The organism is Pseudomonas sp. TE3911 (assembly GCF_054062775.1).
In genome coordinates, this window is the sequence record NZ_JBSSFP010000001.1 from 5982442 (window position 1) to 6007377 (window position 24936).

Here is a 24936-nt window from a genome sequence, read left to right on the forward strand (position 1 = left end):
GTTAGATTCCCCCAATAGGTTAATCTTGGCGACTGTGAGGCCTGACAGTTTTCAAGATGATTTGGCTATGCGTGATATCGCGAAAACGTTGGGTCACGCATCACTCGTGATCAATATCCAACTTCGCAAACGTCACCTTCGCGCCTTCCTTGCTGTCCCCACTGTTGTCCTGCACATACGCGCCGGCCTTGAAGTACAGCGGCTTGCTGCCCCACGCTGCGCCAATGCGCTCGTTCCATTCACTGTCGGCGGCGTACACGCTGAGCAGCCCGGCTTTGTTGAGGTTGATCACGTAGGTAAAGCTTTTCTCCAGCGGCACATTGGACGCGACGATGACCACGCGGCTTTCACCTTCATCCGGGCGCATGCGCACTTTGGCGACGATGTTGCCGGTCTGGGTCTTTTCCTTGAACTGGTATTCGAGCTTGATCAGCGGTTTTTGGCTGTCATAGGCGTGGATCTGGCCGATGACGATCTTGCCGCTGGACGGTACTTGGTTCACGGCCAAGGTGGCGCGTAGGAAGTTGTCGGCTTCGGGGTAGGTCCAGTTTCGCAAGCGCCCGTCGGCGTAAGTTTCGCGCAGCTCACTGCGTGGGTAGATGGCGTTTTCGGTGCGGGTGCCGGTGACGGGTGTCCAGAACTGCACGTTGCTGCCTTCGGCCTGGAAGTACTGGTCGTTGAAGCCGCTGAGCAGCTTTGGGGTGTCGATAGTCGCGGGGGGCGAGCCGACCGGAATGCTCAGGTTCCAAGTGGAGAGGTCGATCATGGCGTTGGCCTTTTACAGGGGGTGAAGGCTTTGGCCCGTGGGCCTTACAGGTTCTTTATAGGCGGTGGCCGGCCTGTTGTTAAACATTTGCTGGCAATTTATTGGCGCCAAATGAATGCCAAAAAGCCATGTTTCCCATGAACCGTGGGCTGTAGAGGTTGACCGTTAGTCGGCTGAGTGAACTTTGGCGCAATGATGGCATCCACGTCACTTCTGATTTTCAGTATCCAGGGCTAGAGTGAGCCCTCAATGTTTATCCGTGTTTTCTCTCAGAAGTGACCGGAGTAGACCTAAGGAAGAGACCCAGCATGGAATGCGCTCCACCTCATGGCGATGGCAGTTCGGTTCTTCTGGTCGTCGATGACTACCCGGAAAACCTGATCAGCATGCGTGCGCTGCTACAACGTGATGACTGGCAGGTGGTCACCGCGGAATCCGGGTTGGAAGCTCTGGAGGTGCTGCTGCAGCATGAAGTGGACCTGGTATTGCTGGATGTAATGATGCCCGGCATGGACGGCTTTGAAGTCGCCCGCCTGATGCGTGGCAACCAGCGCACACGCATGACCCCTATTATCTTCCTGAGTGCCAACGCCCAGTCGCCCGCCGCCGTGCTGGAAGGCTATGCCAGTGGCGCCATCGACTACCTGTTCAAACCCTTCGACCCGCATATTCTCAAGCCCAAGGTCCAGGCGTTGCTGGAGCACCAGCGCATTCGCCGGGCCTTGCAGCGCCTGAGCCATGATCTGGAGTCAGCCCGGGCCTTTAATGCCTCGGTGTTGGATAACGCCGCCGAGGGCATCCTGGTGGTGAGTGAGGAGGGCGTGATCGAATACGCCAACCCGGCGATCTCGCGCCTGCTCAATGCCCCGATCCAAGAGTTACAGGGCCAGGAATTCCTGAGTTTCATGCAAAAGCCCCATGTGCCCACGTGGCTGGATTCGCAGATGTACGCCGGTTACCGCAAGGGCGAAACCTGGCGCCTGCACGATGCGCTTCTGCGCACCGGCCGTGGCCAGCAGGTGCCGGCGGCGTTGTCCTGCGCGCCACTGCCCGCCGAACAGAAGGCCATGGTGGTGACGGTGCTGGATATGTCCGAAGTGCGCCACCTGCATCAGCAGTTGGAATTCCAAGCCGTTACCGACCCGCTGACCGGGCTGCTGAATCGACGCGGCTTCCACCAGGCTGTGGAGAACACGCTGTTGCGCAGTGAGCGCACAGAGCAGTCCTTGGTGTTGCTGTACCTGGACCTCGACGGTTTCAAGCGCGTCAACGATTCTTTGGGCCATGATGCGGGCGACCGGGTTTTACGCTGGGTTTCGGAGCAATTGCAGGGCGGCTTGCGCTCCTACGACATTATCGGCCGCATGGGCGGTGATGAATTTACTGCGCTGCTGGAGTTGGAATTCCCAGAGCAGGCGGCAAAAATTTCGGAAAAACTGATCGAACGAGTCTCTGTTTGTCAGCAGGTTGACGGTTTGGATGTGATGCTCGGCGTGAGCATTGGCATTGCTACCTTCCCGGACTGCGGTTCGGACTTGAATGGTTTGCTGCGTGCGGCCGACATCGCCATGTACGAAGCCAAGCGCGCGGGCCGTCAGCAGTATCGCTATTACGACCAGGAAATGAATGGCCGCGCGCGCTCGCGGCTGATGCTCGAAGACAGCGTGCGTACGGCCATTCAAAACAAGGATTTCACCCTGGTCTACCAGCCTCAGGTCTCTCTGGCTGATGGGCGCCTGCGCGGTGTCGAGGCGTTATTGCGTTGGCAACACCCCAGCGTCGGCGATGTACCTCCTGGGCTGTTTTTACCGCTGCTGGAGGAAGCGCGGCTGATCAGCCAACTGAGCGCGTGGATTTATCAACAGGTCGCTGCCCAGCGTCAGGTGTGGCAAAGCACCTTCGACGATGAATTGGTGCTGAGCGTCAGCCTGAGTAGCAGCCAGTTCAATATGCCCAACCTGGCTAACCAGTTGCAGCAGGTGATGGAGCGACATGGGCTTCAGGCTGGGCAGTTGGAGGTGGAAATCGGCGAGGATTGCCTGATGAGTAGCTTGGAAGAGGCCACCAAGCAGCTCAAGTTACTGCGCCGAATCGGGGTGCGCATCGCTTTGGATGACTTTGGTTCGGGACAATGCTCCCTGGCGCATCTGCGTGACTTGGAGTTCGACACCCTCAAACTCGATCCGCAATTAGTCGCGCGCCTGCCGGGGTCGGTGAGGGACGCAGCGATGGCACGCAGCATTATCGAACTGTGCGGGCATTTTGATGTGCTGGTGGTGGCCGAGGGTGTGGAAACTCAGGAGCAAGCTCAGTGGCTCAAAGCCCATGGCTGCCCGTTTATCCAGGGACCGTGGGCGGCGCACCCCCTGATGGCCGACGAAGTGGTCGACTGGTCACGCGCCCGCCTGCGCTGAATTCGCTACACTGGCGCCCATTCGAACCCTGTTGCAGACCTCAATGACCGCGCTGAAATACCTCCAGGCTTACCCCGCAGCCCTCCAGGAGCAAGTACGTCAACTGATCGCCAAGGACCAGTTGGGCGCTTACCTGGAGCAGCGTTATCCCGAGCGTCATGCGGTGCAGAGCGACAAAGCCCTGTACGCCTACGCACTGGCGTTGAAGCAGGAACACCTGCGCAATGCGCCAGCGATCGACAAAGTGCTGTTCGATAACCGCCTGGATCTGACCCACCGCGCCCTCGGGCTGCACACCACGATTTCGCGGGTGCAGGGCGGCAACCTCAAATCCAAGAAAGAGATCCGCATTGCTTCACTGTTCAAGGACGCCGCTCCGGAATTTTTGCGCATGATCGTGGTGCACGAGCTGGCGCACTTTAAGGAATCGGACCACAACAAGGCGTTCTATAAACTCTGCGATTACATGATGCCGGGCTACCACCAGGTGGAATTCGACCTGCGGGTGTACCTCACGTATCGCGACCTGCAGGGCAAGCCCTGACCGCACAAGGCGACTGACCATGGATGTGAGCAAGACCAAAAGCAGCTTCTACCGCCGCCTGTACGTGGCGTACCTGATCGACAGCGGGCTCGCCAGCAGTGTGCCGGCGCTGACCGACGTCACCGGTATGCCCCGGCGAACGGCGCAGGACACGATTGCGGCGTTGGCTGACCTGGATATCGTGTGTGAATTCGAACAGGAAGACGGCGCCCGCAACCATGCCGGGCACTATCGGATTCGCGACTGGGGCGCGATTGATCGGGGGTGGATCGAGGTGAATCTCGACCAGATCAAGCGGGTTCTGGGTTATCCCTGAGTTTGGCGGTGGCTGGTCTGGCGCTATCGGGAGCAAGCCCCCTCCCACAGTTTGAATGTATTCACACATTCAAACTGTGGGAGGGGGCTTGCCCCCGATGGCGGCCTTAAGCGCGCCGCATACCAATATGTGGAATGTCATCCTCCAGGTATTCCTCACCCGCGACCACAAACCCATACCGCCCGTAATAGCCCTGCAAATGCGCCTGGGCTGACAGGAAGATCGGCGTCTCAGGCCAGGTCTCCTCAATCTGCTTGAGAGTTTCTTCCATCATCTCGTGCCCCAGCCCGGTACCCCGTGCCGCCGGTGCGACGATCACCCGACCGATAACCACATCGCCACCTTGGGATTCCGGATCCAGCAGGCGCAGGTAGGCCATCAGTTCATCGTCTTTCCAAGCCATCAGGTGGTGGGTATCACCCGTCAGATCCTGCCCGTCGATGTCCTGATAAACGCACTTCTGCTCGACAACGAAAACCTCACAGCGCAAGCGCAGGATGGCGTATAGCTGCTCCTTGCCCAGGTCGGTGTGATGTTTGCAGACCCAATCGACTGTCATGGTGTGTTCTCACGTAAATGTCTGTTTTGGATAGTAGGCGCGACGGGCTTCGGTGTCTAAATCAACTATTTTTGTGAATGAAATCAATTTGCCACTATTGAGTGCAGGCGGCGGCCGTTTCTTTGTGTAATCTGAGCTAATGTTAGAACCTCAGGCGCAGCCTGAGCTAAGGCCACCGCCTGTCCGCCAAGGATTTTGAGCATGCCGCGATTCTCTCGTGCCGTTGCTTTGATTGGAGTGTTGCTGCTGGCAACGCCTGCATGTGCACAGCGCCTGCGCCTGGTCGCGGATGCCTGGCCGCCCTTTACCGATGCCACGCTGATCAACGGGGGCTTGGCCACTGATATTGTCAGCACGGCCCTGGCGCGCGCGGGCTATGCCAGCGATTTCGAGCAGGTGCCCTGGGCTCGCGCGCTGATGGGCGTGGGTGACGGGCGCTATGACGTGCTGGTCAACGCCTGGTACGACGACGCGCGTACGCACTTGGGGCAATTCTCCGGCGAATACCTGCTCAACCGCGTGCGTTTTATCAAGCGCCGTGACGACCCCATCGAGTTTCAGAACCTGCAGCAACTGCACGACTATCCCATCGCGGTGGTACGTGGTTATGCGTATTCAGCGGCGTTCGATGGGGATGCGCAGTTGCAGAAAGTGCCTGTGCATAACTTCGCCATGGCCGTGCGCATGCTGGCGGCGCAGCGGGTGCGGCTGACGGTGGAGGATGAATATGTGGCGCGCTTTTACCTGGCACGGGAGTCGGCCCGGGTGCGTAATACGGTGGAGTTCCTGCCCCAGCCGCTGAGTGAAAACAGCCTGCATATTCTGGTGAGCCTGAAGAACCCTGAGCACGCGCAGATCGTGGCGAGCTTTGACCGGGAGATTGCCAAGATGAAGGTCGATGGCAGTTATGCGCGGTTGATGAAGGCCCATGGCATGTAGTGCCTGTGCGGGCCTCATCGGGAGCAAGTCGAATCGTCGTACCGCCCCTCCCACATTTGGACCGTGTGAATCCGATCAAGTGTGGGAGGGGCTTGCCCCCGATAGCGGCCTAAGCCGCGCTGGTATCTTTGATCAGGTGCGCCGCCAAGGTGCGCAACGGCCCCAACTGCCGGCAAATCAAGGCCAACTGTGTCTGCACCAATCGCTGCCCTTCATCAATCTCATCCGGCATCTGCTCCAAGTCCGCCGCCAGGGCTTCCTCGGCGTCGCTCTGGATCGCAATGGGTTGCTTGTTGGCCAAACCAGTCGCGATTTCATCGATGCTCGCAGCGAGGGTTTTACCCGCGCCGTCGATCAGATGCTCGCGCACCTCAGCCGGCAATGGCGTATCGCGGTGGGCTCCGAGGCCTGACAAGTAGCTGAGCAAGGTGTGGGACAACACCAGGAAACGGAAGCCCACATCCGCCTCCTTACGGAAATGCCCCGGCTCCATCAACATGTTCGCCAGCGTGGTGGACAGCGCCGCATCGGCGTTGTGCGCGTTGCGGCGGGCCAGGCGATAGGCCAGGTCGTCGCTTTTGCCGGCGGCGTATTGCTGCATGATCTGGCGCAGGTAGATGCTGTTGCATGTCAGGGTGTTGGCCAGCACTTTGTTCAGGCGACGGCCTTGCCAGTCCGGCAGGAACAGGAACACGGCCAGGCCGGCGATCAAACTGCCGAGCAAGGTATCGAACAGCCGTGGCAAAAACAGCCCGTAGCCATCCCCCACCTGGTTAAAGCAGAACAGCACCATCAGGGTGATTGCTGCCGTGGCCAGGGTGTAGCGGGTGGTGCGGTTGATAAAGAACACCAGGCCGGCAGCGATGGCGAACATCGATTGCACCAAGGGGCTTGGGAACAGGTCGAACAGCGCCCAGGCCACGGTGAGGCCGATAGCGGTGCCGATGATCCGCTGGCCGAGCTTGCGCCGCGTCGCACCGTAGTTGGGCTGGCACACAAACAGGGTGGTGAGGATGATCCAATAACCTTGGGAGGCGTGGATGGCATGCAAGGTGCCGTAGCCGATGGTCAGCGCCAGTGACAGGCGCAACGCGTGTCGGAACAGCAGCGACGTCGGCGTGAGTTGGGTGCGCAGGCGCGTCCACATTTCCTTGAGGTTGCGCGGCGCGCGGTCCAACAGGTTGCTGTCGGTGGCGTCGGCCAGGGCGTCGGGGTTGCTCGCGTCGCCGAGCAGGCGGTCAAGGGTGGACAGGTTGGCCGCCAGGGCGCGCAACGAACGCAGCAGGCCTCGCCAGGCCGGGTTGCTCTGGATGCGCAAGTGTTCCAGGGAGGCGTTCAGGTCGCTCAGGGCTTCGGCGAAGCTGTCGTCATAGATGAACGGTTGGCGCAGTTGGATCGACTCGGCCAGGGCCTGGCAGGCCTTACCTTGTTGGCGCAGCAAGCGCTGACAGCGGAACAGCACATCGCTGTGGAAGAACGCATCGGCCAGGGCGTTGTAAGGGTAGTGGGATGAGCTGGCGCGTTCGTGGATGTCCTGGGCCAGGAAATACAGCTTGAGGTAGCGACTGACCTTCGACCCCGGTCGGCCATTGCCCACGCGGTGCAGGATGATTTCTTTCGCGGCATTCAGCGCGGCCACCACCCGGCCATTTTGCTGGGCAAGTTCCAGGCGGCGCGCCTCCACATCCAACTGGCGGATTGGTTCAAACAGCGACGACTTGAGCTTGAGGTAGCGCCCCAACTCGCGGAACAGCCGCGCCAGGCTCTGCTGCACCGGCTGGTTGGAAAACAGCGCCTGCCACAGCACCGACAACGCGCCGTACCAGGCCGCACCGGCCACCAGCAGCAACGGCTCATGCCAGAAATCACTGACGGCGCCGCCGCGCTGGTCCACGCCGATCATGGTGTAGACCGACAGGATCAAGGTGGCCGACGCAATCGCGCCATAGCGTTCGCCCAGCGCCCCGAGCATCGTCAGGCCGAACGTCGCCAGAGCCAGGGAGATGGCGAAAATCCAGGGGTAAGGGAACAGCAATTCCACCGACAGCGCGGCGATGCTGAAGCACACCAGCGTTACTGCCAGGGCATTGAGGCGGCCCTGCCAACTGTCGTCGGTCTCAGCCAGGGCGCTGGCGATAATCCCCAGGAACAGCGGGATCAGCAGCGTCATTTCATCCTGATACCAGCACAGCGCCATGCTGCCGGTGAGGGCGATGAATACCCGAATGCTGTAACTGAATTTATCCAGCGCCCACAGGCGCCGCATAGACTGCTTGAACGAGGTCGATGACATGAAGTCGTGTGTCTTCCGGGACGATGCCGTTAAATTGAGCCATCAGTGACGCCACGGCAAGGGTGGTGATCACATCTGACAACAAATTATTCGCAGGCACACCTCAAATCAAAATGTGGGAGGGGACTTGCCCCCGATTGCAGTGTGTCAGCCAGAATATCGGTGACTGATACACCGCTATCGAGGGCAAGCCCCCTCCCACATTTTTTACTGCGTCGTATCAAACAAACTGCGCGGCCGCGTAGCCGGAAGCCCACGCCCACTGGAAGTTAAACCCGCCCAGGTGACCGGTCACGTCCAGTACTTCGCCAATAAAGTACAAGCCAGGGCTTTTCAGCGATTCCATGGTTTTGGACGAGACTTCCCGCGTGTCCACCCCACCCAACGTCACCTCGGCGGTGCGATAGCCCTCGGTGCCCGCTGGCACCAGCTGCCAGCTCCCCAGCTTCTGCGCGATGTCGGCTATTTCGGCGTGGGTGTACTGCTTCATCGGCTTGGACGCAAACCAGGTGTCCGCCAGCAGGTTGGCCATCTTCTTGGTGAAGATCTCACCCAGCAGGGTTTTCAGCTCGCTGTTGGGGCGCTCGACCTGTTGCTGTTGCAGCCAGGTGTGGGCGTCGTGGTCGGGCAGCAGGTTGATTTCCACGGTGTCGCCGGATTCCCAATAGGAGGAAATCTGCAAGATCGCCGGACCGCTCAGGCCACGGTGGGTAAACAGAATGTTCTCGCGAAAGCTCTGGTCGTTGCAGCTGACCAGACAGTCCACGGAGGTGCCGGACAACTCGCCGCACAAGTCCTTGAGCTGATCAGTGATGGTGAACGGCACCAGCCCGGCGCGGGTTGGCAGCAGTTCGTGACCGAATTGCTTGGCCACTTGATAACCAAAACCGGTGGCGCCCAGGGTCGGAATCGACAAGCCGCCGGTGGCGATCACCAGGGATTCGCAGCGCAACTCACCCAGCGTGGTTTGCAACTGGTAGCCGCCGTCGACCTTGGCAATCTCCTGGATCGACGTGTCCAAGTGCATGCTCACGCCGGTCTGGATGCATTCGTCGAGCAGCATGCCGAGGATGTCGCTGGACTTGTTATCGCAGAACAACTGGCCCAGCTTCTTCTCGTGATACGGCACGCCGTGCTTGGCCACCAGCCCGATAAAGTCCCACTGGGTGTAGCGGGCCAGGGCGGATTTGCAGAAGTGCGCGTTGTGCGAGAGGAAGTTGGCCGGCTCGGTGTACATATTGGTGAAATTGCAGCGGCCACCGCCGGACATCAGGATCTTCTTGCCGGCCTTGTTCGCATGGTCGATCAGCATCACCTTGCGCCCGCGCCCGGCGGCGGTCAGTGCGCACATCAAGCCTGCGGCGCCGGCGCCAATGATCACAACTTCGGTCGAGCGCAAAACGGTGTCCTCATACAAATTCTGATTTGGAATGCAATTAATGTAGGAGGGGGCTTGCCCCCGATAGCGGCGGTTCAGTCACAGCTATATTGACTGACACTCCGCTATCGGGGGCAAGCCCCCTCCCACATTGGATCTCCATATAGGTCGGAGATGGTGTTACAGGATCCGAACGCGCAACGAACGGCCTTTGATCTTGCCGTCATTCAAACGCTGCAACGCTTGCTTGGCGATTCCGCGCTCAACAGCCACAAAGGCCTGGAAGTCAAAGATCGCGATCTTGCCGACCTGGGCACCCGGGATGCCGGCTTCGCCGGTCAGTGCGCCGAGGATGTCGCCCGGACGTACTTTGTCTTTACGGCCTGCGGCGATGCACAGGGTGCTCATCACCGGCAGCAACGGACCGCCGCTTTGCGGCTTGAGGTTGTCCAGTTGGTCCCAGTTCAGCGGCGACTTCTGCAGTTGCTCGATGGCCTGGGCGCGGTGCGCTTCGGACGGCGCCACCAGGCTGATTGCGATGCCGGTCTCGCCCGCACGACCGGTACGGCCCACGCGGTGGATGTGGATTTCCGAGTCGCGAGCCAGTTCGACGTTGATCACCATGTCCAGCGCGTCAATGTCCAGGCCACGGGCGGCGACGTCGGTGGCGACCAGCACCGAGGTGCTGCGGTTGGCGAACATCGCCAGCACCTGGTCACGGTCGCGCTGTTCCAGGTCGCCATGCAGGCCAACGGCGGAAATGCCCTTGGACGTCAGGTGGTCGACGGTTTCCTGTACTTGCTGCTTGGTGAAGCAGAACGCCACGCAGGAAGCCGGGCGGAAATGCGCCAGCACCTTGGTCACGGCGTCCATGCGTTCTTCCGGGGAGATCTCGTAGAAACGCTGCTCGATCTGGTCGTCGGAGTGGAACGCTTCGGCTTTCACTTGCTGCGGCGCGCGCATGAACTTCGAGGCCAACTGCTTGATGCTCACCGGGTAGGTGGCCGAGAACAGCAGGGTTTGGCGGCGTGGTGGGGTCTTGCTGATGATGTCTTCGATCGCGTCGTAGAAGCCCATGTCGAGCATGCGGTCGGCTTCATCGAGGATCAGGGTGTTCAAGCCGTCCAGCACCAGCGAACCTTTGCGCAGGTGTTGCTGGATGCGGCCCGGGGTGCCGACGATCACGTGGGCGCCGTGCTCAAGGGAGGCGATCTGCGGACCGAGGGACACGCCGCCGCACAGGGTCAGGACCTTGATGTTGTCTTCGGCGCGGGCCAGGCGACGGATTTCTTTGGCGACCTGGTCGGCCAGTTCACGCGTCGGGCACATCACCAGCGCCTGGCAGCCGAAGTAGCGCGGGTTGATCGGGTTCAACAGGCCGATACCGAATGCAGCGGTCTTGCCGCTGCCGGTCTTGGCCTGGGCAATCAGGTCCAGCCCTTTGAGGATCACCGGCAAGCTTTGCGCCTGGATCTGCGTCATCTCGACATAACCCAGCGAGTCGAGGTTAGCCAGCATGGCGGCGGACAGGGGCAAAGTATTAAAAGCGGTGGCGATGGTAGTCACGGGACTGGCTCTGCAAAACAAAATGTCGCGCAGTGTACCAGCCCTGTGGGAATTTCCCCGCAAGTTCTAGACGAGACGCCGCTTAATGCTCGATATGTTGGTCCGGGTTGACCACCCGTTTGCCGTCTGTTGGCGACAGTTGCAGGAAGATCGCCGCCGCCAGCATCGCCATGATGCCCACGGTGAGGAAGGTCAACTGGAAGGCGCCCAACACACTTTCCACGCCATCATTGCCCGATTCGGCAGTGAAGCCGCCGAGCAGCGCACCGGCGCAGGCCACGCCCAGGCTCAGAGACAGTTGCGCCACCACCGAAAGCAAACTGTTGCCGCTGCTGGCCTGAGCGTCGTCGAGGTCGATCAGGGTCACGGTGTTCATGGCGGTGAATTGCAGGGAGTTGATCGCCCCCAGCACCGCGAGCATGCCCAGCAGCAAAGGGTAGGGCGTCTGTTCCGTAACCAGACCCATGCTGGCGAGCATCATCCCCAGCGCCAGGGTATTGCCGGTGAGCACGATGCGATAACCCAGGCGCTCGATCAACGGACGCGCCACGGACTTGGCAAACATCGCCGCCGCCGCCAGGGGCAGCATGCTCATACCGGCTTGCGATGGCGAATAACCCAGCGCTACCTGCAACAACAGCGGCACCAGGAACGGCAGCGCGCCGCTGCCCAAGCGGGCGAACAGGTTGCCCAGAATGCCCACCGCAAACGTGCGCGTCTTGAACAGCACCGGCGAGAACAGCGCATTGTCGATATGCCCGGCCCGCAGCCAATACGCCGCCAGGCACGCCAGCCCGCCGAACAGCAGCAACATCACCCGCAGGTGCGGAAGGTGCAGTTCGCCCAGGCCTTCCATAGCGATGGTGATCAACACCATCGCCGCGCCGAACAGCAAAAAGCCGAGGCCATCGAAGCGTGTGCGCTCGCTGCCGCGCAGGTCGGGGATGAATTTCCACACGGCGTAGCAGCCGATCATGCCCACCGGCAGGTTGATCAGGAAGATCCAGTGCCAGGTTAGGTATTGCACCATCCAGCCGCCCATGGTCGGGCCGAGCAATGGGCCGAGCAGGCCAGGAATGGTGATGAAGCCCATGATCCGCACCAGCTCGGAGCGCGGGTAAGCACGGAGAACGACCAGCCTTCCGACCGGCAGCATCAGCGCGCCGCCCAAGCCTTGGATCACCCGCGCACCCACCAGCATGGTCAGGCTGCTGGACAAGGCGCACAGCAAGGAGCCGATGCTGAACAGCATGATCGCGCCAAAGAAGATTTTCTTAGTGCCGAAGCGGTCGGCAATCCAGCCGGACGCCGGGATCAGCAGGGCGACGGTGAGCATGTAGGCGATCACCACACCTTGCATACGCAGCGGGTTCTCGGCGAGGTCCCGCGCCATTGCCGGCAGCGCCGTATTCAGAATCGTCCCGTCCAGCGACTGCATGAAGAAGGCAATCGCCACCACCCAGGGGAGCCAGCGGGCGGTCTTGTCATCGAGCGGGACGCGATTCGGCATGGGAACCCTTTTGTTAGCAGGCTATGTGTTGGCGATTATGCGCCATTCGTCGCGCTTTTTCCCACTGGCGGTTCGTCTAAGTCCGACAACACCGCGTGCTCGCCTACCAAAAAATTCAGCAGCGCGCGGTGCACCGATAACGCGGCCTCGCGGGACTCCAGATCAAGCAAATGACCGGTGTGCTCGGCCACTGCAAAGCTGCTGCGGGCCACGTAATGCTTGAATAGCTGGGCTTCGGCGGCCGGGGTGTATTCGTCCAGGGCGCCGTTGAGGAAATGCACCGGCGTTTCAATCTGCCGCAGTGCTGGCAGGTAGTTGCCGTCGCCCAGACCGAGTACCTGATGGATATGGAAGCGCGCCTGGCGGTACTCGGTGGTGGCCATGGTCGACAGGTGACGGTGGTTATTTCGCTTGAGCCGGGGCGAGAGGTATTTGCCGACCGTCTCGTTGAGCAAGTGGCCGACAGCGGATTTGTCATCGGCCTCGATCAGCACACGCACGCGCTCCACGTAGTCGAGCATGGGTTGGTTGAGGTTGGGCGCCAGGGCCATCACCACAGAGCTTTCGATGGACGGCGGGTTGTGCGCGAGGGTCAGCAGCGTGGAGATGCCACCCCAGGAGGCCGATACTAGGTGGTTGACCTCGAAGCGTTCCACCAGGGCGCGCAGCATCTGCACTTCGTCGTCTTTGGTCACTAGGTCCAGGTCGGTGTTGTGCTCGCGGGAATAGCCGGAGAATGGCAAATCGAAGAGCAGCACATTGAAATGCTCGGCCAGGCATTTGCTGGTGCGGGCGAAGGAGCGGGTGGTGGAGAGCGCGCCATTGACCATCAGTACCGTTTTCTTTTGCGGGTCGTGACCCAGTTGCTCCATGTGAACGTTGTAGTGTTTGAACAGCTTTTGTATGACGAAACTTCCATGGTTCATCGCAGTACTTCCAGTATGTGGCGGTATGCCACTAGCTGTTATAGCGAGGTTTTTTGCAGGCGACAACAGGCCGCCCGTGCAAACGGACAGGAAGAGAATTTACGGTAGGAAGGGCCGAAACCGGGATGTCTGAAATCAGCACAAAACACTGTGGGAGGGCCTCCTCCCACAGGCATTTGATGTTTAGAGAGTCAGGGTCAGGCGTTTTACCAAAGCCCCCGGCAACAGGTTGGATGCAGTGTTGCGCTGTCCGTAGGTGCTGGCCGACAGCAGCAACTCGCGCTCAGCGGTGAGGGCTTCCAACTGCGAGCCGAGCAGGCTGTAGACGCTGTCATCAAACCGCATGGTGCTGACCGGCGCTTTGATCTCGCCGTCTTCCACCCAGAACGTGGCGAAGCGCGTCATGCCGGTGAGGCGGGCGGCGGGCAGGTCTGAATAGTTCAGGTACCACAGGTTGCTGATGTACAGCCCGGTGCCGAGTTGTTTGAGGATGTCAGCTTCGGCCAGGCTGCCCGCTGCCATCTGCAAGGCACTGGGGGATTCGTCGCTGCTGGCGCCGTTGGTGCTGAGACCATATTCGGCGGCACTGCGCGAGTTAACCAGTTGGCCTTCGGCCTTGCCCGCGTTGATCAGCGTGACATCGCCGCGCGGGTAGCCCTCGCTGGAAAACGCCTGGCTCAGGGAGCCGCTGACGTGTTCGTTCACTGTTACCAGCGGGCTGAGGTGTTGCTCGCCCGCGTACAGCTTTTGCAGTGAGCTGCCTTTGCTGGCGATGGCCTGTGCGGAGAAACCACCCCAAGTGATGATGCTGATGATTTCTTCCAGCGCCGCCGGGGCGAGGTAGGCGCGATACTGCCCGGGCGCCAGGGTGTGCAACGGTCGACCGAGGAACTCAAGCTGGTTGCGGGCCTGTTCCAAGCGGCGGGCAAACTCGGCGCTGTCCCAGGTGTGCCCGGCATAGTTGGCCTTTACCGCTTCGCCGTTGGCATGGAACAGGCTGAAGTCGAAGTTGAAGCTATTGGCCTGGTGCCAGCCGAATGCCCCATCGGAACTGGCAAAGCCACGGCTGATCGGCCCGGCGGCGTAGATGCCGACCAAGTCCACGCCGTCAGTGGCCTGGCTGATGTCCTCCAGCACGAGGGCCAGGTCGGGCAACGGCTGGGCCTGTTCGTTGTGGCTGTGCCAGGCATCGTGGTTGAGCAACAGATACGGGTCATGGGGCAGCAACGGCAAGGTTTCGCGCAGTTGTTGCAGGCCATCGGCGAGGCGCTGGCGGTCCAGCTCAGGCGTGCCGGCCAGGGTGATAGCGAGGTCGGCGTGGCGGCCATCGTTGATCAGTTTCAGGTTGAGGCTGGCCTGTTGCACTTGTCCGGCCTGGCGCACCTTGGCGTGGTTGAACCGCACGAACTCGGACGCCTCGGCCGCATAGCTCAGGTGAAATTGTTCCTTTTCGGTGATGGCCTGCTTGAGCCACTCCACCAATGCCTTGAAGGTATTCATCAGGCATCTCCCCCAAATACGTCAATGTTGCTGAACACACACGCGGGTGAGGCGTGGCCGACACGGATCACCTGGTTGGGTTCGCCCTTGCCGCAGTTCGGCGTGCCCAGCACCTTGGTGGTGCTGGCGTCACCCACGGCGCTGAGCTTGCGCCAGAACTGCGCGGAAATAGCTCGGTAGTTGGGATTCTTCACCACGCCCTTGAGCTCACCGTTTTCAATCAACTGGCCCCATTCGCAGCCGAACTGGAATTTGTTGCGCGCATCGTCGATGGACCAAGAACGGTTAGTCGACATCAGGATGCCGTTTTCGATGCCGCCAATCAGTTGCGCCAGGCTCTTGTCGCCGGCTTCGATATTCAGGTTGGCCATGCGGTCGATCGGCGCGCGGTTCCAACTGCTGGCGCGGCTGTTGGCTACGCCGCTCATGCCGGATCGAAATTGCGACAGCGCCCCACCCAGCGGCTTGATCAACAGCCCTTCGCGTATCAGGAATTGCTTGCTGGCGGCGGTGCCGTCGTCGTCATGGCTGTAGCTGGCGAGCTGCTCGGGAATGTTCGGGTCGAACGTCACATTGAGCAGCTTGGAGCCGTATTGCAGGTGGCCAAAGTCGCTGGCCTTCACAAAACTGGTGCCGGCGTAGTTGCGCTCATCGCCGAGAATACGGTCCAGTTCCAGCGGGTGGCCGATGGACTCGTGGATCTGCAGGATCATCTGGTCAGGCATCAGCAGCAGGTCGCGCGGGCCTTGGGGCGTGTTCGGCGCCAGCAGCAGTTGCAGGGCTTCGTCGGCAATGCGCGGGGCCGCGCCGACCAGGCCGAAACGGTTGATCACCTCAAAGCCGCCTTGCTGGCCAAAGTTGCTGCCGCCGAGGGTGCGGGTCTGGCTGTCGTTGCCGTCAAAGGCTGTAACGTTGACGCCAGGGAACACAAAACGCTGGGCCTGGCGCAGCTCGGCGCCGGCAGTGTTGAGGTAGATCTGCTCGACGTGGGTCAGACCCAGGCTGACGTCCCAACTGACCAGGCGCTCGTCCTTGGGCACGGCGGCCGATTCGTCGCCAAGCAGGTGATAGCAGTCACTTAGGGACGGGAAGGCTTGGTCGAGGTCAGGCGACAGATAGTCGGCGATGTCGCTGGAGACGTGTTGGTCGCGCACATCCAGCAGGGCGTGAGGCTTGATCTGCCGGGCTTGCTGTTCGGCGCGCTCAAGGGCGGCTTGCAGGCCGGCAAGGGAAATGTCGTTGGTCGCGGCGTAGGCTTCGACACCGTTGAGACGCACGGTGAGCATGGCGCCTTCGTCGTTGCTCAAGTGTGGCGGTTCGGCGACGTTCTTGCGCACCGACAGGTACTGGCCGGATTCGCGAACGTAGCGTAGGGAGAAGAAATCGGCGGTAGTGCGCAGGGCACTGAAATGCCGTTTGAGTGTGGCGTGGTGTTCGAACATGGGGCCTTCCTTGTGGGCAGCTCAGCGCGGGCAGGCAAACAGAGTAGGCCTGGGCTGGGGGCTGATCAAGGAAAGTGTAGAGGTAAGGTTTGCAGTGCCTGATAGGGCCCTATCGGGGGCAAGCCCTCTCCCACATTTGATTTGTGAATACATTCAAATGTGGGAGGGGGCTTGCCCCGATGAAGGCACCGCAGTGAATCAGTTACTGCGCAGTCGGCCCCACTTCACGCAACGGCTTGCCACGCACCGGCGCATCGCCTGCCACGTAGTAATCCGCCGTGCTGCGCGGCAGCGGCTGGCGACCACGGATCTTGTCGGCGATTTTTTCGGCGATCATGATCGTCGGCGCGTTCAGGTTACCGGTGGTGATGATCGGCATGATCGAGGCATCGACCACACGCAGACCTTGCATGCCATGCACGCGACCTTCGCCATCCACCACGGCCATTTCGTCGGTGCCCATCTTGCACGAGCAGGATGGGTGGAACGCGGTTTCGGCGTGCTCGCGGATGAACTTGTCCAACTGCTCATCGGTTTGCACGTCGATGCCCGGGCTGATTTCGCGGCCACGGTATTGATCGAGGGCCGGCTGCTGCATGATTTCACGGGTCAGGCGAATGCCATCGCGGAATTCCTGCCAGTCCTGCTCGGTGGCCATGTAGTTGAAGAGGATGCTCGGGTAGTCCCGTGGGTTCTTCGACTTCAGTTGTACGCGGCCACGGCTCGGCGAGCGCATGGAGCCCATGTGTGCCTGGAAACCGTGCTCTTTCACACCGTTGCTGCCGTTGTAGTTAATCGCTACCGGCAGGAAGTGGTACTGGATGTTCGGCCATTCGAATTCTTCACGGGTACGGATAAAACCGCCCGCTTCGAACTGGTTGCTGGCGCCGATACCGGTGCCGTTGAACAGCCATTCGGCACCGATGGCCGGCTGGTTGTACCAGAGCAGCGACGGGTACAGCGACACCGGCTGAGTGCACGCATATTGCAGGTACAGCTCAAGGTGGTCCTGCAGGTTTTCGCCGACGCCAGGCAGGTCATGGACCACCGGGATGTCGAGGCTTTCCAGCAATTTGGCCGGGCCCACGCCGGAGCGTTGCAGCAGTTGCGGCGAAGCGATTGCGCCGCTGCACACCAGCACTTCTTTACGCGCACGGGCTTCAACGCGCTCTTCGGCGGCACCGATCAGGTAACGCACGCCAACGGCACGCTTGCCTTCGAACAAGACTTTGTCGGTGAGGGCGTGGGTGACGATGGTCAGGGTCGAACGCTTCTTGGCCGTGTCCAGGTAACCGCGCGCGGTGCTGGCGCGACGGCCGTTAGGCGTGACGGTACGGTCCATCGGGCCGAAGCCTTCCTGCTGGTAGCCGTTCAAGTCTTCGGTACGCGGGTAACCGGCCTGCACGCCCGCTTCAACCATGGCGTGGAACAGCGGGTTATTGCCGGCTTTAGGCGTGGTCACGCTGACCGGGCCATCGCCGCCATGCCAGTCGTTCGGGCCGATGTCGCGGGTTTCAGCCTTGCGGAAATACGGCAGGCAATCGAGGTAGCTCCAGTCTTCCAGACCTGGCAGCTTCGACCAGTTGTCGTAGTCCATGGCGTTGCCGCGGATGTAGCACATGCCGTTGATCAGCGAAGAGCCACCCAGGCCCTTGCCGCGACCGCATTCCATCCGACGGCCGTCCATGTGTGGCTCTGGATCGGTCTCGTAGGCCCAGTTGTAGCGGCGGCCTTGCAGTGGGAACGCCAGGGCGGCGGGCATTTGGGTACGGAAGTCGAGGCGGTAGTCGGGGCCGCCGGCTTCCAGCAGCAGGACGGTGACGCCTTCGTCTTCGGTCAGACGGGTCGCCAGGGTATTACCGGCGGAGCCGGCACCCACAATGATGTAGTCGTATTCTTGGGACATAAATGCACCCTCTTTGATGTGTGGTCAGGTCGGGCCTCATCGGGGGCAAGCCCCCTCCCACATGTGATCGGGTTCACACCGTCAAAGGTGGGAGGGGGCTTGCCCCCGATGGCGGCCTCAAAGGCAACGCAAGGCTCGGGTCTTAGAACACCGAGGCGTAATCGCCCAGCTCAACCTGTACCGATTTGATGCGGGTGAAGTTATTCAGCGAGCTGATGCCGTTCTCACGGCCAACACCCGATTGCTTGTAGCCGCCGACCGGCATTTTTGCGTCGGACTCGCCCCAAGCGTTGATCCAGCAGATACCCGCTTCCAGTTGATGAATCACGCGGTGAGCGCGGTTCAGGTCTTTGGTGACCAGGCCGGCGGCCAGACCGAAGTCGGTGTCGTTGGCGCGGCGGATCACTTCTTCTTCGGTTTCGTAGGTGAGGATGCTCATCACCGGGCCGAAGATTTCTTCACGCACGATCACCATGTCGTCGGTGCAGTCGGTGAAGACAGTCGGTGCCACGAATGCGCCTTTGGCGAAGTCGCCGTCGGTCAGGCGGTCGCCGCCGCACAGCAGGCGGGCGCCTTGCTCTTTGCCTTTGGCGATGTAGCCCAGCACGCTTTCCATGTGGGCGAAGCTGACCAGCGGACCGAAGTTGGTGTTGTCGTCTTGCGGGTCGCCAACGCGGATGCGCGCAACACGCTCAACGATCTTGGCTTCGAACGCCGCTTGCAGGTGCTTAGGCACGAACACACGAGTGCCGTTGGTGCAGACCTGACCGGAGCTGTAGAAGTTGGCCATCATCGCGATGTCGGCCGCACGATCCAGGTCGGCGTCTTCGAACACGATCAGCGGCGACTTGCCGCCCAGTTCCATGGTCACTTCTTTGAGCGAAGAGCTCGACGCGCTGGCCATGACTTTCTTGCCGGTGTCGGTGCCGCCGGTGAACGAGACTTTCTCGATGCGTGGGTGCTCGGTCAGCCAGGTGCCGACTTCACGGCCGCTGCCGGTCAGTACGTTGAACACGCCAGCTGGAACGCCAGCCTCGGTGTAGATCTCGGCCAGTTTCAAGGTGGTCAGCGAAGTGACTTCGCTTGGCTTGAAGATCATCGCGTTACCGGCAGCCAGGGCCGGTGCGGATTTCCACAGGGCGATCTGGATCGGGTAGTTCCACGCGCCGATACCGGCGACCACGCCCAGCGGTTCGCGGCGGGTGTAGACAAACGAGGTGTCGCGCAGTGGGATCTGCTCGCCTTCGATGGCTGGCACCAGGCCTGCGTAGTATTCCAATACGTCAGCGCCGGTGACGATGTCGACGTACTTGGTTTCGGAGAAGGATTTGCCGGTGTCCAGAGTTTCCAGGGCGGCCAGCTCGTCGTTGCGCTCGCGCAGGATATCGACGGCACGACGCAGGATGCGCGAACGCTCCATGGCGGTCATGGCGGCCCAGATTTTCTGGCCTTTTTCAGCGCTGACCACGGCACGTTCAACGTCTTCTTTCGTTGCGCGTTGCACTTGGGCGAGAACTTCACCGTTAGCCGGGTTGATGGCTTCGAAGGTGGCATCGCTGCCAGCGTCGCTGTAGCCGCCGTCAATGTAGAGTTTTTGCAGGTCGAAACGGGCCATAAAGTCCTCGCAAGTGCATAAGTGGTTGGCGTTACCCGCCGCTAAGTGGGCCATAAGGGTGTGGCAACACTGAGCGGCAGACGTTCAGGGGTTGAGCGTTTATAAGGGCTCTAACTCACCTGCTTGGCCAATTGGAAATCCATGTATTCGTAAGCGATCCGTTGCGCTTGCGCCGTGTCGAAAGCGTCTCCCGACAGGGCGCCGCGCAACCACAAACCGTCGATCAACGCCGCCAGGCCTCGGGCTGCTTTGCGTGCATGCGGCAGCGGCAGCGTTCGGCGGAACTGGCAGCACAGGTTGGAATACAGACGTTGATCGTTGATCCGCTGCAACCTGTGCAATGACGGGTGGTGCATGCTGGTTGCCCAGAAGGCCAACCAGGTTTTCATTGCCGGGCCGTTGACCTGGCTGGCATCGAAGTTGCCCTCGATGATCACCTGAAGGTGTGCCCGTGGGCTGTCGTCCGTGAGCGCAAGCCTGCGTTCGTGGACGTTCTCAATCAGCGCGTTCATCAGGTAGCGCATCGTCGCTGCAATAAGGCCGTTCTTGTCCTTGAAGTAGTGACTGATGATGCCGTTCGAAACGCCGGCCAAACGGGCGATCAGCGCAATGCTGGCATCTCCCATTCCGACCTGATCGATGGCCGTCAACGTGGCTTCGATCAACTGTTGGCGGCGTATGGGTTGCATACCGACCTTGGGCATGTAGCACCTCTCCTTAGGCCTGCCGACGGGCGATGAACGTTCGTCGACTTGAAGGCCAGTCTATTTTGTTTTGATTGAACGTTCAATCAACAAAGAATAAGCTCTGCGACAAATGGTCGCTGCCTACAGGTATTTCCTACGTGAGGGCGGCGACATCTGACACCTGGGAAACCCTTGAAACAGGCCGCATAAGCGCCTGGCACCGCATCGACGGGGCGCAAGAATTTTCGGGGTGTCTTTATAACACCCGTCCGTCGACTGCCGAAAAATCGATGGCCTGGGATAACCGTTGCCTTGTGTTTCTCTCTCGCACTGCCCGGAGCATCTGCGCCATGAGTTCTGCCTCTCTTATAAAGACCCCGCCGGAAAAGGTGCGGGTCAACGGTTGGGTGTTCTACACCTCCACCGCGCTGATTCTGTTGTTGACTGCCATTCTGATCATCGCCCCGCAGGAGGCCGGGCGCATGCTCGGCGTAGCCCAGGCGTGGCTTTCCAAAAGCTTCGGCTGGTACTACATGGTGGTCATCGCCGCCTATCTCGTATTCGTAGTCGGCCTGGCGTTTTCGTCCTACGGCAAGTTGAAACTGGGCAGCAAGGACGACACCCCGGATTTCAGCTACGGCGCCTGGGCCGGCATGTTGTTCTCGTCGGGCATCGGCATCTCGCTGCTGTACTTCGGCGCCTCGGAGCCGTTGGATCACTACTTCAACCCGCCTGAAGGCGCGGCCGCCAGCAATGGCGCCGCTCGCCAGGCGTTGCAACTGACCTTCCTGCATTGGGGCCTGCATGGCTGGGCGATCTACGCCTTGGTCGGCCTGGCCGTGGCGTACTTTGCGTACCGCCATAACCAGCCGCTGGCGTTGCGTTCGGCGTTGTACCCGCTGATGGGCGAGCGTTGGGTCAAAGGCGCGGCGGGCCACGCGGTGGACGGTTTCGGCATGTTCGTGACCCTGCTGGGCCTGGTAACCAACCTGGGGATCGGTTCGTTGCAGGTGTCGTCCGGGTTGGAAAACCTGTTCGGCATGGAACACAGCAACACCAACCTGCTCATCGTGATCATCGTGATGAGCACCGTCGCCACCATCGCTGCCGTGTCGGGTGTGGAGAATGGCATTCGTCGCCTGTCCAACCTCAACATCGTGCTGTTCAGCGGTTTGCTGATCTTCGTCCTGCTGTTCGGCCCGACCCTGCACTTGCTCAATGGCTTGGTGCAGAACACCGGTGATTACCTCAACGGCATCGTGCTGAAGACATTTGACCTGTATGTGTATGAAGGCGACGGTGAAAAAACCGAGCGCTGGATGGGCCTGTGGACGCTGTTCTACTGGGCCTGGTGGATTTCCTGGGCGCCATTTGTAGGTATGTTCATCGCGCGTATTTCCCGTGGTCGCACGGTGCGTGAACTGGTGGCCGGCGTGCTGCTGATCCCGCTGGGCTTTACCCTGGCGTGGCTGTCGATCTTTGGTAACTCGGCGCTGGACCTGGTGCTGAACCAAGGGGCGGTGGAGTTGGGCAAGACGGCGCTGGAACAACCGTCCATGGCCATCTACCAACTGCTGGAGCACTACCCAGCGTCGAAAATCGTCATTGGTGTGTCGATCTTCGTAGGCTTTGTGCTGTTCCTGACCCCGGCGGATTCCGGCGCGGTGATGATGGCCAACCTTTCCTGCAAAGGCGGCAACGTGGATGAAGATGCGCCGCACTGGCTGCGGATCTTCTGGTCGGTGGTGATCACTCTGGTGACCATCGGTTTGCTGTTTGCCGGCAACTTCGAAGCCATGCAAACCATGGTGGTGTTGGCGGGGCTGCCGTTCTCGGTGGTGCTGATTTTCTTCATGTTTGGTCTGCACAAGGCCATGCGCCAGGACGCGGCGATCGAACAGGAGCAGGCGCAACTGGCTGAACGCGGGCGTCGTGGTTTCAGCGAGCGTTTGACGGCACTCGACCTGCAACCGAGCCAGGGCACTGTGCAGCGCTTCATGGACAAGCACGTCACGCCAGCGCTGGAAGAGGCGGCGGTCGCGTTGCGTGAGCAAGGGTTGGAAGTGCAGACGCTGTTGGGCAAGTCCAAGCGTTGCATCGGTGTGCGGATCGAGATGGAAGAGGGCAACCCGTTCGTTTATGAAGTGAGCCTGGATGCTTACTCGTCGGCGCCGAGCGACCTGCCTGAAGAAGAACGCACCCGCTATTACCGTGCCGAGGTGTACCTGCACAACGGGCCTCAGGAATACGACCTGATGGGCTTCGCCCAGGAACAGATCACCCGGGACGTGCTCGATCAGTTTGAAAGCCATCGGCAGCTCCTTGGCCGTGTCTATAGCTGATGCTTTGAAAGCCCGGTGGTGTTGTCACTGACACCACGGGGCAAAAAAATGTGGGAGGGGGCTTGCCCCCGATTGCAGTGTGTCAGTCAGTTCATCTGTTACTGATCCACCGCTATCGGGGGCAAGCCCCCTCCCACATGTTTGACCCAGTTTCTCCAATGGCGTTTGCGGTGTTTGCTAGCCCAGGTTTTTGCCCAGCAGGGCGTGGTAGAGCTCACTGTCACCCAGGATCCCCACCACCTGGTTGTTGTCATGCAACACCAGCTTGTTCCCTGTCTGGTAACGAATCTGCAGCGCATCACGCATGCCGATATTCGAATCCACCAGCGTCGGTACTCGGCCCAGGCCTTCTACTGCTTGCCCCGGTGCCCAGTTCTGCAGGTTCATCACCACGCCATTCTGACGGGCGCCCTGGATAGTATTGCCCTCGGCCAGGTCCAGCCACGAGTCGCCGCCCGGATCGAGGCACACCGAGCCGTTCACTCGCGTGCAGTTGTCCAGCGTGCGCATCAGGCTGCGGCCGCACAGCACGTTCAGCGGGTTGGTGTGGGCGACGAAGGTACGCACATAGTCGTCCGCGGGGTTGAGTACGATCTCTTCCGGCACGCTGTACTGAATGATCTTGCCGTCTTTCATGATCGCGATGCGGCTGCCCAACTTGAGCGCCTCGTCGAGGTCGTGACTCACGAACACGATGGTCTTGCTCAGCTTGCGTTGCAGTTCCAGCAACTCGTCCTGCAAGCCCTGGCGGATCAGCGGGTCGAGGGCGGAGAAGGGTTCGTCCATCAGCAGAATATCGGCGTCCATCGCCAACGCACGGGCCAGGCCAACACGCTGCTGCATACCGCCGGAGAGTTCGTCCGGCTTCTTGTTGCGCCACTGGGTCAGGCCCACCAGCTCAAGTTTCTCGTCCACCAGCTTGCGCCGTTCTTTCTCCGGACGGCCCTGCATTTCCAGGCCGAAACTGATGTTTTCACGCACTGTCAGCCAAGGCATCAGGGCAAACTTCTGGAACACCATGGCGATGCGCTTGGTGCGCATCATTTTCAGCTCGGCAGGGGTGCAGGAAGCGATGTCGATCTGGCGACCTTCATGCTCCACAAACAGCTGGCCACGGCTCACGGTGTTAAGGCCGTTGATGCAACGCAGCAAGCTCGATTTGCCGGAGCCCGACAGGCCCATCAGCACACAGATTTCACCTTTCTCGATATCCAGGCTGGCTTTTTCAACGCCGACAATCTGCCCGGTCTTTTTCAGAATCTCGTTGCGATGCATGCCCTGGTCGAGCAGCTTGAGTGCTTCGCGTGGGTCTTTGGAGAAGATCACGTCGACATTGTCGAATCGGATAATGCTCATGCATCACCCCCTACTTTGGCGTCGGGTTGTTTGCAGATGCGGTCGAGCATGATGGCCAGCAACACGATTGCCAGGCCCGCTTCAAAGCCCAGGGCGATGTCGGCGGTGTTCAGCGCGTTGACCACTGGCTTGCCGAGGCCATCGGCGCCTACCAGCGCGGCGATCACCACCATCGACAGCGACAGCATGATGCATTGGGTAATGCCGGCGGCAATGCTCGGCATGGCGTGGGGCAGTTCAATGCGCGAGAGCAACTGACGGCGCGAGCAGCCAAAGGCTTTGCCGGCGTCCATCAACTCTTGCGGTACATCGCGGATACCCAGGTAGGTCAGGCGGATCGGCGCGGCAATGGCGAATACCACCGTGGAGATCAACCCAGGCACCACACCCAGCCCGAAGAGGGTCAGGGTAGGGATGAGGTAGACGAAGGTCGGTACGGTCTGCATCAGATCGAGCACCGGCCGCATCATGGTGTAGAACATCGGTTTGTGCGCGGCAACAATGCCCAGCGGCACACCGATGACCACGCAGACCAGGGTGGCGAACAGCACCTGCGCCAGGGTCTCCATGGTTTCCTGCCAGTACCCCAGGTTGAGGATCAGCAGGAAGGAGGCGATGACAAAAACCGTCAGTCCCCATTTACGTTGAATAAAGTGAGCCAGCAGCGCAATCAGACCGATCAATGCCAGCGGATTGAACCAGGTCAGCGCAAACGTCACGCCGTGGATCATCGTTTCCAGTGTCGATGCGATTGCGTCGAAGTAGTTGGCACCGTGTTGGGTCAACCAATCGACGAAGGCAGCGATGTACTGGCCTAGTGGGATTTTCTGTTCAGTCAGCATGGTAGTGAATGTCCACATGCGAAGAGGGAATACATC

General features: G+C 60.4%; 19 protein-coding genes. 5 read left to right on the forward strand and 14 right to left on the reverse strand.

What is annotated here, in order from left to right; translation table 11 throughout:
• Nucleotides 1-100: 100 nt before the first annotated feature.
• Entirely contained in the window at nucleotides 101-766 is a 666-nt protein-coding gene (locus ACVWXD_RS27235) for a polysaccharide lyase family 7 protein (RefSeq protein WP_032884045.1), read from the reverse strand.
• Nucleotides 767-1074: 308 nt separating this feature from the next.
• Here ACVWXD_RS27235 and ACVWXD_RS27240 point away from each other — a divergent pair, with 308 nt between their 5' ends.
• Genes ACVWXD_RS27240 through ACVWXD_RS27250 form a run of 3 tightly spaced genes read left to right on the forward strand, consistent with a single transcriptional unit; the run spans nucleotide 1075 to nucleotide 4040 of the window.
• On the forward strand, nucleotides 1075-3180 hold the full coding sequence (locus ACVWXD_RS27240; RefSeq protein WP_181642948.1) for a putative bifunctional diguanylate cyclase/phosphodiesterase: 2106 nt from the start codon (nucleotides 1075-1077) through the stop codon (nucleotides 3178-3180).
• A gap of 43 nt (nucleotides 3181-3223) precedes the next feature.
• Nucleotides 3224-3724 carry a M48 metallopeptidase family protein gene (locus ACVWXD_RS27245; RefSeq protein WP_032884043.1) on the forward strand — a complete coding sequence of 167 codons (501 nt, stop codon included), beginning with the start codon at nucleotides 3224-3226 and terminating at the stop codon, nucleotides 3722-3724.
• 19 nt (nucleotides 3725-3743) lie between these two features.
• Nucleotides 3744-4040: a winged helix-turn-helix domain-containing protein gene (locus ACVWXD_RS27250; RefSeq protein ID WP_032884042.1), complete on the forward strand. Its 297-nt coding sequence runs from the start codon at nucleotides 3744-3746 to the stop codon at nucleotides 4038-4040.
• Between the two features lie 106 nt (nucleotides 4041-4146).
• On the opposite strand, the gene ACVWXD_RS27255 is transcribed toward ACVWXD_RS27250, so the two are convergent.
• Nucleotides 4147-4599, reverse strand: a complete 453-nt coding sequence (locus ACVWXD_RS27255; RefSeq protein WP_095185098.1) for a GNAT family N-acetyltransferase — start codon at nucleotides 4597-4599, stop codon at nucleotides 4147-4149.
• 201 nt (nucleotides 4600-4800) lie between these two features.
• On the opposite strand from ACVWXD_RS27255, the gene ACVWXD_RS27260 reads away from it, so the two are divergent.
• A complete protein-coding gene (locus tag ACVWXD_RS27260; RefSeq protein ID WP_032884040.1) occupies nucleotides 4801-5538 on the forward strand; it encodes a substrate-binding periplasmic protein in 738 nt (245 codons plus the stop codon).
• 109 nt (nucleotides 5539-5647) lie between these two features.
• Here ACVWXD_RS27260 and yccS read toward each other — a convergent pair whose 3' ends face one another.
• From yccS to betI, 10 genes are all read right to left on the reverse strand, one after another.
• A complete protein-coding gene (gene yccS, locus ACVWXD_RS27265; RefSeq protein WP_032884039.1) occupies nucleotides 5648-7831 on the reverse strand; it encodes a YccS family putative transporter in 2184 nt (727 codons plus the stop codon).
• Nucleotides 7832-8051: 220 nt separating this feature from the next.
• Entirely contained in the window at nucleotides 8052-9230 is a 1179-nt protein-coding gene (locus ACVWXD_RS27270; protein WP_032884038.1) for a BaiN/RdsA family NAD(P)/FAD-dependent oxidoreductase, read from the reverse strand.
• A 159-nt stretch (nucleotides 9231-9389) separates the two neighbouring features.
• A complete protein-coding gene (dbpA, locus tag ACVWXD_RS27275; RefSeq protein WP_233897098.1) occupies nucleotides 9390-10727 on the reverse strand; it encodes an ATP-dependent RNA helicase DbpA in 1338 nt (445 codons plus the stop codon).
• A 130-nt stretch (nucleotides 10728-10857) separates the two neighbouring features.
• Nucleotides 10858-12285 (reverse strand): multidrug transporter subunit MdtD, encoded by a 1428-nt coding sequence (mdtD, locus tag ACVWXD_RS27280; protein ID WP_032884036.1) that lies wholly within the window; start codon nucleotides 12283-12285, stop codon nucleotides 10858-10860.
• 35 nt (nucleotides 12286-12320) lie between these two features.
• Nucleotides 12321-13211 (reverse strand): alpha/beta fold hydrolase, encoded by an 891-nt coding sequence (locus ACVWXD_RS27285; protein ID WP_032884035.1) that lies wholly within the window; start codon nucleotides 13209-13211, stop codon nucleotides 12321-12323.
• A 183-nt stretch (nucleotides 13212-13394) separates the two neighbouring features.
• On the reverse strand, nucleotides 13395-14711 hold the full coding sequence (locus tag ACVWXD_RS27290) for a TldD/PmbA family protein (protein ID WP_122756298.1): 1317 nt from the start codon (nucleotides 14709-14711) through the stop codon (nucleotides 13395-13397).
• Nucleotides 14711-16153 (reverse strand): TldD/PmbA family protein, encoded by a 1443-nt coding sequence (locus tag ACVWXD_RS27295; RefSeq protein ID WP_099601671.1) that lies wholly within the window; start codon nucleotides 16151-16153, stop codon nucleotides 14711-14713. The genes ACVWXD_RS27290 and ACVWXD_RS27295 overlap by 1 nt, the downstream gene beginning before the upstream one ends.
• 202 nt (nucleotides 16154-16355) lie before the next feature.
• The gene (gene betA, locus ACVWXD_RS27300) at nucleotides 16356-18059 is read right to left on the reverse strand and encodes a choline dehydrogenase (protein WP_032884032.1); all 1704 of its coding nucleotides are present in this window, start codon (nucleotides 18057-18059) and stop codon (nucleotides 16356-16358) included.
• Nucleotides 18060-18201: 142 nt separating this feature from the next.
• Complete coding sequence (betB, locus tag ACVWXD_RS27305) at nucleotides 18202-19674, reverse strand: betaine-aldehyde dehydrogenase (RefSeq protein WP_032884031.1); 1473 nt, start codon at nucleotides 19672-19674, stop codon at nucleotides 18202-18204.
• Nucleotides 19675-19784: 110 nt separating this feature from the next.
• On the reverse strand, nucleotides 19785-20378 hold the full coding sequence (betI, locus tag ACVWXD_RS27310) for a transcriptional regulator BetI (protein WP_032884029.1): 594 nt from the start codon (nucleotides 20376-20378) through the stop codon (nucleotides 19785-19787).
• A gap of 389 nt (nucleotides 20379-20767) precedes the next feature.
• On the opposite strand from betI, the gene ACVWXD_RS27315 reads away from it, so the two are divergent.
• A complete protein-coding gene (locus tag ACVWXD_RS27315) occupies nucleotides 20768-22702 on the forward strand; it encodes a BCCT family transporter (protein ID WP_233897097.1) in 1935 nt (644 codons plus the stop codon).
• A 177-nt stretch (nucleotides 22703-22879) separates the two neighbouring features.
• Here ACVWXD_RS27315 and choV read toward each other — a convergent pair whose 3' ends face one another.
• Nucleotides 22880-24058, reverse strand: a complete 1179-nt coding sequence (choV, locus tag ACVWXD_RS27320; protein WP_032884027.1) for a choline ABC transporter ATP-binding protein — start codon at nucleotides 24056-24058, stop codon at nucleotides 22880-22882.
• Nucleotides 24055-24900: a choline ABC transporter permease subunit gene (choW, locus tag ACVWXD_RS27325; protein ID WP_003194913.1), complete on the reverse strand. Its 846-nt coding sequence runs from the start codon at nucleotides 24898-24900 to the stop codon at nucleotides 24055-24057. The genes choV and choW overlap by 4 nt, the downstream gene beginning before the upstream one ends.
• Between the last annotated feature and the right edge of the window lie 36 nt (nucleotides 24901-24936).

Coding starts and splice junctions, on each gene's coding strand:
- ACVWXD_RS27235 (WP_032884045.1), bottom strand. CDS start 766: ATGATCGACCTCTCCACTTGGAACCTGAGCATTCCGGTCGGCTCGCCC.
- ACVWXD_RS27240 (WP_181642948.1), top strand. CDS start 1,075: ATGGAATGCGCTCCACCTCATGGCGATGGCAGTTCGGTTCTTCTGGTC.
- ACVWXD_RS27245 (WP_032884043.1), top strand. CDS start 3,224: ATGACCGCGCTGAAATACCTCCAGGCTTACCCCGCAGCCCTCCAGGAG.
- ACVWXD_RS27250 (WP_032884042.1), top strand. CDS start 3,744: ATGGATGTGAGCAAGACCAAAAGCAGCTTCTACCGCCGCCTGTACGTG.
- ACVWXD_RS27255 (WP_095185098.1), bottom strand. CDS start 4,599: ATGACAGTCGATTGGGTCTGCAAACATCACACCGACCTGGGCAAGGAG.
- ACVWXD_RS27260 (WP_032884040.1), top strand. CDS start 4,801: ATGCCGCGATTCTCTCGTGCCGTTGCTTTGATTGGAGTGTTGCTGCTG.
- yccS (WP_032884039.1), bottom strand. CDS start 7,831: ATGTCATCGACCTCGTTCAAGCAGTCTATGCGGCGCCTGTGGGCGCTG.
- dbpA (WP_233897098.1), bottom strand. CDS start 10,727: ATGCTGGCTAACCTCGACTCGCTGGGTTATGTCGAGATGACGCAGATC.
- mdtD (WP_032884036.1), bottom strand. CDS start 12,285: ATGCCGAATCGCGTCCCGCTCGATGACAAGACCGCCCGCTGGCTCCCC.
- ACVWXD_RS27285 (WP_032884035.1), bottom strand. CDS start 13,211: ATGAACCATGGAAGTTTCGTCATACAAAAGCTGTTCAAACACTACAAC.
- ACVWXD_RS27290 (WP_122756298.1), bottom strand. CDS start 14,711: ATGAATACCTTCAAGGCATTGGTGGAGTGGCTCAAGCAGGCCATCACC.
- ACVWXD_RS27295 (WP_099601671.1), bottom strand. CDS start 16,153: ATGTTCGAACACCACGCCACACTCAAACGGCATTTCAGTGCCCTGCGC.
- betA (WP_032884032.1), bottom strand. CDS start 18,059: ATGTCCCAAGAATACGACTACATCATTGTGGGTGCCGGCTCCGCCGGT.
- betB (WP_032884031.1), bottom strand. CDS start 19,674: ATGGCCCGTTTCGACCTGCAAAAACTCTACATTGACGGCGGCTACAGC.
- betI (WP_032884029.1), bottom strand. CDS start 20,378: ATGCCCAAGGTCGGTATGCAACCCATACGCCGCCAACAGTTGATCGAA.
- choV (WP_032884027.1), bottom strand. CDS start 24,058: ATGAGCATTATCCGATTCGACAATGTCGACGTGATCTTCTCCAAAGAC.
- choW (WP_003194913.1), bottom strand. CDS start 24,900: ATGCTGACTGAACAGAAAATCCCACTAGGCCAGTACATCGCTGCCTTC.